Genomic DNA, 5,953 nt, shown 5'->3' on the forward strand with positions numbered 1-5,953 from the left:
ATTGTATCGTCTGCATCTCTCCCTAATCTGTCTAAATCAGTAATAACTAATATATCCCCTTCCCTTAATGTCTTAGTCTTTAAATCCTTATATATGGGCCTATTCTCTGCTTTAACTGTTCCTGATACCCTTTCTTCTACTATTGCATCAAATTTAAAATTATTATCTGCTGCATACCTTTCAAGTGTTAGCTTTTGCCTATCTGTCTTTTGACTTTCTTTATTGGTACTAATTCTCATATATCCATATATCATAATATAACCCCTTTCATTTCCTATTGTCTATATTATATCTGTCTATGAAAACATATTCAAATACCATAGACAATAATTAAGGTTATTTATGCCCTTTTTCCTTCTTTTCTTTCTCTTTTTCTTTATCTTTCTTTGTTTATTAAATCATATGATTTCATAGACACTAATATTTCTGTCATGGGGTTGGTTTTGCTTGCTTTATTTCCTATTAACCTTAACAATTCTTAACATATCCCTTTTTAGGGTGTCGTCTATGTCGCCTTAACCTTAGCAAATGTTAGCATATGTTAGCCCTTTATTCATTATTAAATATCTTTCTTTCATGGGGTTTCGTTTTGGATCTCCTACCCTTTCATGGGGTTGTTTTGAAATGTAAAGTATTGTACATTGATTGAATATGAATTGGTTGAAGTTCTTGTAGAGGTATATGTCCTATATAAGGAATTGTGTGATTTTTTATATTTCTAGTGTATCCAGCTACTGTAGTAGGAGATAAATTAATTGAATATTCTTCTAGCCATTTTTCCAGATATTCCTTAACAGTTATTTTAGAGGGTTCAATATATGTGTTATTGTCAAGACTTGCCTCTACTTCTCGTTCAAAACGTTCAGCCTCTTTCTTAGTTCTAAATCCCCCTTTAGAACGCTGTATCTTTTTACCAGTAACAGGATCTTTCCCTACATAATATCTTACATGCCACGTAGACCCCCTTTTACTGATATATGCCATTAATAATCACTCCTTGAAAAAATATGATACTATTTATCCCATAGTTCGTCCATTAGCTTTTCTATCTTTTCCTTTCTGTTTTTAGTCTCTTCTATATCTATCGATATAGATATTACATCTCCTTCTTTTGCCCCTTCTGGTAGTAGCTGCTTAGACATGTCTACTGTAGACATGTCAGGCAGTTCTACTACAGCATAGTCACCCTCAAAGCGATCGATGATAACTTTCATAGTATGACCTCCTTTTTTTATTGTGGTGGATGGCACCGTTTACAAGGTTCATAACCGTCCTTTTTTGCCTTTTCTAAACTAATAGGTATCTTACTTTTTTTGAGAGAGGCACAACTACCACGATGATACTTTTTGCCAGTATTTGTGATATACACTTCCTCTACATTATCAGTTTCAGGAGGTGTTGGCTTTGCTTCTTGTTTTTGTTCAGGTTCAGCTTGTTCTTTGGGTTCAGTTTTTGTCTTTTGTTCTGTTTTTTGTTTAGGTGGTGTGTTCTTTTTTATTGAACTAGCATCTTTATTAAAAGTTAGATTTTCTCCATCACTAGTTATAATTATAGTCCCAGATTCATCTGTTCTATACACCTTGATACCATAATTACCTAGTCTAGTTAATACAGATTGGTCAGGGTGTCCATATTTATTGCCCTTGCCACAGCTAATTACGGCATGTGTGGGAGTAACTGCTTTCAAAAAGCTCTCCGTCGTAGAGGTATCAGAACCGTGATGTCCAACTTTAAGCACATCTGCTTTTAAATTGAGACCTCCACCAAGTATTTCGCTTTCCGATTGCGATTCGGCGTCTCCAGTGAACAAGAATGACGTATTGCCAAATATTACTTTATTTACTACAGAATAGTTATTTAGATTATCGTAGCTTGAACTATTAGGTCCTAATATGATAAATTCGGCATCTCCAAGCTTGTATTCATCCCCAGGGTTTGGTGTAGTAATTTTCATACCTTTACTCTGTATTGTTGTTAGCAAATTCTCGAATGTTTGTGATGTATGCGATACCTTAGGCATTATAATATTATCTATATCAAAAGCGTTTATGACATCCACAGCTCCACCTATATGGTCAGCATGAGGATGTGTCAAGATAAGATAATCTAGCTTGTTTATGCCTTGAGCTTTGATGTAATTCACTATTCCAGCCCCATAACCTCTATCACCTGTATCTATAAGCATAGCAACATCTTTTGTGTGTATGAGTATACTATCACCTTGTCCAACGTCAAGGTAATGTACTTTCATTTCTCCCTCGACTTTTTTGGCTGCCTCTTCTTGCTTTTTCTTTTCTTCTTCTAAACGCTTCCTTTCTGCCTCTTCTTCAGCTTTCTTTCTTTCTTCTTCTTTCAGCTTACGTTCTTCTTCAAGCTTTTCTTGTTCTTTTAATTTACGCTCTTCCTCAAGTTTCTCTTGTTCTTCTATTCTTGCTTGTTCTTCAAGTTCCATTTGTTGTTTTTGTGCTACTTCCTTTTTAACTGGACCTTCAGCAGCTAACCCTGTTATCATTAAGGCAAATGACAGCAAGAATGGAATTAATGCTTTTTTCAATGGCTTTTCTTTCTTCTTATGATGAATAAGGTCGATAAAAGAAAAGAATACAAACGGACTAGATAGCCAAAACAACCCCATTGTCCAATCTGCAAAAAGCATAAGTATCCCCATAATATAATATGCAGAAGCAATAACTTTTTTCCAAAGCTTATCACTTCGAAAGCCAGGCAAGTATTTAAAAAACTTATTCAAGTTTCTTCCTCCTTTTAATTTTTTTCATGAAACATTTACAAAATAAATCAGCTTCACATTCAATATGCGAGTCTTGACAATCTATACCAATATCTATTCGCTTGTACTACATTTGACGTTTCCATTTTCCTATTGATTTTATGCAACGATTGCGTTATAATGTAGTTACAAGCAAATAGATAAGGGCTTGACGGAGCCTTATTTTAAACTACTGGCCTAGAGTTGCAGCTCTAGGTCTTTTGCTTTTTATATACGTTTTACCTATATATTAATTATATCATATTCATGTACCACTATAAAGAATGTTCTTCTTTATCTTTATCTTTATCTTTATCTTTGTTAAATCTTTATCAATGTCGATGTATTTTTACCAGTTATTAGTATAAAATCTATATAGAATCACCATTTTATGGTTAAAATATGCTCTTTTCTGGTGTTTTAACGTGGTACTATGCGCAAAATGATTGCTTGGCGAATAGTATAGAACATCTTCAACTTTGGTTTGACTGTATCAGGAATAGGGATATCGTATTTCACTACCCACCTATTTGGTGCATAACGATATGATATGTACCTAAATATCATATCTGCTATAGTCGGCCTTCATATTCCTGCTTTTTATGCGTTCAATAGCATGTCCTAATATGATTACATGCCTAAATGCCTATATGCGCTCTAATCGCCTATAAATGCCCCTAAATAGGATATGATGTATTTCATCATGAGGTTGTTCTGTAATTGCCCCTTTGGTGCTTTCATATGGTAAAATTTGATGGCGTCGTTAACATCATCTTTTATAGAAGTATCTCTTATAGAAGAATCTTTGTTGTCCAGTTTCTGGATAACCCTTGTCCTATTTCTGGATAAGGTTAGAAGTAGCCGACTGTGTAAATTTTGCACAGTCAAGAGTATTCTGCATCTACCTATAAGATCTAAACTGTGGTTTGCTCGTGCAAAATTTGCACTACCAATATTCTTTCAGCTCCCATATTTGGAGAACCCACTCCTGCATCTAACTATGTAGAGATGGAATATCCCGTCATGCCCTTATCGTCTTTTAAATAGTCGCTTATACCAGGGCAAGGCCTTTTCTTTCTGCTGTTCCTGTATAGATCTAACAACCTGCATCAACTGTTTGTCTCGTTCCTCCTGTATAGCTCTGTCCTTCTCTCGTTCCTCTGCTAATGCCCTTCTGGTGTCCTCTAGCTCTTGCCTAATCGTTTCTAGCTCATTGGCTATAGTATCAGCTACAACCTTTTCTATAGCTCGCTGTAACTCTCTTTCTGTGGCCTGTGATACATTGCTAATGACTATAGGCACATTCTCCTGCTCTTTAGCTCGTTGTAGTGCCTCCTCCGTTATCTCGTATTGTTCCCCGTATGCCCCATCAATAAGAGTAGCCTCCAACCTGCCCGACTTTATCCAACGTCTTATCGTTGTTGGTGATAGATCTAACCTACTGGCCGCCTCTCGTATATTCACCCTTGCCACCTCCCTATACATAGGCTGTCTATGCTGTACCCTGTATATCTTTTGGTATGTCTGTCTTATAATTCTATACATAATCGTTATATCCTTCATAGCCTTATAAGCTCCGTATGGCTGTTTTAAGCGTGTCTATGCCTTACCCATAGTTACATATAGCCTTATCCTATGTAGGGTATAGAATACGTCTTATCAGTCCTCTTATTGGTGAATATAGCTTGTATGTCCTTCGCTCTCTCTTTTCTGTCCTGTTTTCCGTTGGCCTTGCTCCTGTATATGCTCCAATGGTGTATAGTGTCGCTTGCTCCGTTCTGCTAGATCGTTGTTGTATCTTTGAGCATAAAAAGAGGCTAGCATATTAATCTGCCAACCTCTCATAGATCTAATCTTCTACTTTCCTTTGTTCGTTTATCTCCCCTAGCTTATAGTTTCCTTAGTAGTTTAAATGTGAGGTTTTGTGAGGTTGCATCTCTCATCTTTGGCCTTTTATACTGCGTTGGAAAACTCAATATAATTAGCCTTCTAATTCTGTAAAAAAGTCAAGTTTAGTCATGTTTTTTAAACATGGTTATCTTATCTAATTCATTTTAACCTTAACAATTCTTAACATATAGGCCTTTCCTTCTCCTGAATATCTTTCTCCAGCTTTTTCTTTGCCTCTGCCACTTCGTTGTATTTGTCTTTCGGTATGAAGTGCTTTGGCAGCTCCTTGTTGATGTCAGCGATTACACCGTCCAGTTTTCCCTCTTCGATTCCGACCTTCTTAAGTAGTTCCTTTAACCAATCCATTATTAAAACTCCTTTCCTGTTACTTTTTATACTGGTCAGTCCCAGTTCTCAGGTCTTTGCATTTATGCTCCGCAAATACTAACCCAGAGCAAAACAATAACGCCCGAAGGCGCTTGTTAACATCGTTTAGCTTTATTGCCTTTGTACCACTTATGGCATTGCTGTGGAAGGTGTGCTTAAAAGAAAAGCACCTGATTTTTCAGATGCTTTCTAAGCTGTTTTCCGCCTGATTATAATTTTGCGCCTCGGGTGTGTTTGCCTTTCTATCTCCCAAAAGAGGAAAGTAAATATTTCGGAAGAATATGTTACTTGTCCAGGGATTTCTATGTTCCCACGTTCGTTTGCAGTAGACATTTCGCACCTCTCTCACCATTTTTTCTGTATTTATTTTATCATATCTATTCCTCCGAATCAACAACCTCTTTATCCAGGTCAATATGCAAACCATAAGCATGACGGCAATTGCCACACCATGCCGTTCTCCCATTTCGCCTTACCCATAGAACGTGGTTTTTCTCCAACTCTGCACAATACACCATATCGTCATAATATTCCTCGGTTATCTGAATACCTCTATGTCTGCAAGATGGGGAAGCATTGTGCACCGAATGCTGGGACGTGTTTTCAGCAATAACCCAAACATCATGGTTTATGATGTAATCCCCATTTCTGAACGAGCACCTTTTGCCACTGACTTTCTGAAGGTAAAAATATGGGTAATTCCCGACCTTCAGGATGCATTCCCCGATCTGGTCGGCCAGCCTCTTGCTTGAAGTAAAATACTTGCGCTCGACCGACCTCAGATTCCTTTCTTGTCTTTCCACCGTTCTTGTGCTGCCATCACCCAGCCTATATGCATCCAAAAACAGTCTTAATATTTCTGGCGGCTGTTCCATAAACCAATCCGGGATATGCTTTTCATGCGCTTTG

At 37.1% G+C, this 5,953-nt stretch carries 7 protein-coding genes; all 7 read right to left on the bottom strand.

Annotated features, from left to right (window positions below):
• Window positions 1–254: recombinase family protein (locus PHP06_10230; protein MDD3840918.1), on the bottom strand; the 254-nt coding region annotated here is incomplete at its 3' end.
• A gap of 352 nt (window positions 255–606) precedes the next feature.
• Window positions 607–984 carry an Arm DNA-binding domain-containing protein gene (locus PHP06_10235; GenBank protein MDD3840919.1) on the bottom strand — a complete coding sequence of 126 codons (378 nt, stop codon included), beginning with the start codon at window positions 982–984 and terminating at the stop codon, window positions 607–609.
• A 29-nt stretch (window positions 985–1,013) separates the two neighbouring features.
• Window positions 1,014–1,214 (bottom strand): DUF3006 domain-containing protein, encoded by a 201-nt coding sequence (locus PHP06_10240; GenBank protein ID MDD3840920.1) that lies wholly within the window; start codon window positions 1,212–1,214, stop codon window positions 1,014–1,016.
• Between the two features lie 17 nt (window positions 1,215–1,231).
• Window positions 1,232–2,749 (bottom strand): ComEC/Rec2 family competence protein, encoded by a 1,518-nt coding sequence (locus PHP06_10245; protein ID MDD3840921.1) that lies wholly within the window; start codon window positions 2,747–2,749, stop codon window positions 1,232–1,234.
• 1,047 nt (window positions 2,750–3,796) lie between these two features.
• Window positions 3,797–4,312, bottom strand: coding sequence for a helix-turn-helix domain-containing protein (locus tag PHP06_10250; GenBank protein MDD3840922.1), 516 nt, complete (start codon window positions 4,310–4,312; stop codon window positions 3,797–3,799).
• Window positions 4,313–4,837: 525 nt separating this feature from the next.
• Window positions 4,838–5,023 (bottom strand): hypothetical protein, encoded by a 186-nt coding sequence (locus PHP06_10255; protein MDD3840923.1) that lies wholly within the window; start codon window positions 5,021–5,023, stop codon window positions 4,838–4,840.
• Window positions 5,024–5,421: 398 nt separating this feature from the next.
• Window positions 5,422–5,953 (bottom strand): hypothetical protein (locus tag PHP06_10260; GenBank protein ID MDD3840924.1); only part of this gene is annotated, 532 nt, incomplete at its 5' end.

The sequence above is a fragment of the Clostridia bacterium genome (assembly GCA_028698525.1).
In the GTDB taxonomy this organism is placed as follows: Bacteria; Bacillota; Clostridia; order JAQVDB01; family JAQVDB01; genus JAQVDB01.

What these genes read in the sequence shown, in the direction of transcription:
- PHP06_10250 (MDD3840922.1), bottom strand. Translation starts at nt 4,312, where the DNA reads ATGTATAGAATTATAAGACAGACATACCAAAAGATATACAGGGTACAG.
- PHP06_10235 (MDD3840919.1), bottom strand. Translation starts at nt 984, where the DNA reads ATGGCATATATCAGTAAAAGGGGGTCTACGTGGCATGTAAGATATTAT.
- PHP06_10240 (MDD3840920.1), bottom strand. Translation starts at nt 1,214, where the DNA reads ATGAAAGTTATCATCGATCGCTTTGAGGGTGACTATGCTGTAGTAGAA.
- PHP06_10255 (MDD3840923.1), bottom strand. Translation starts at nt 5,023, where the DNA reads ATGGATTGGTTAAAGGAACTACTTAAGAAGGTCGGAATCGAAGAGGGA.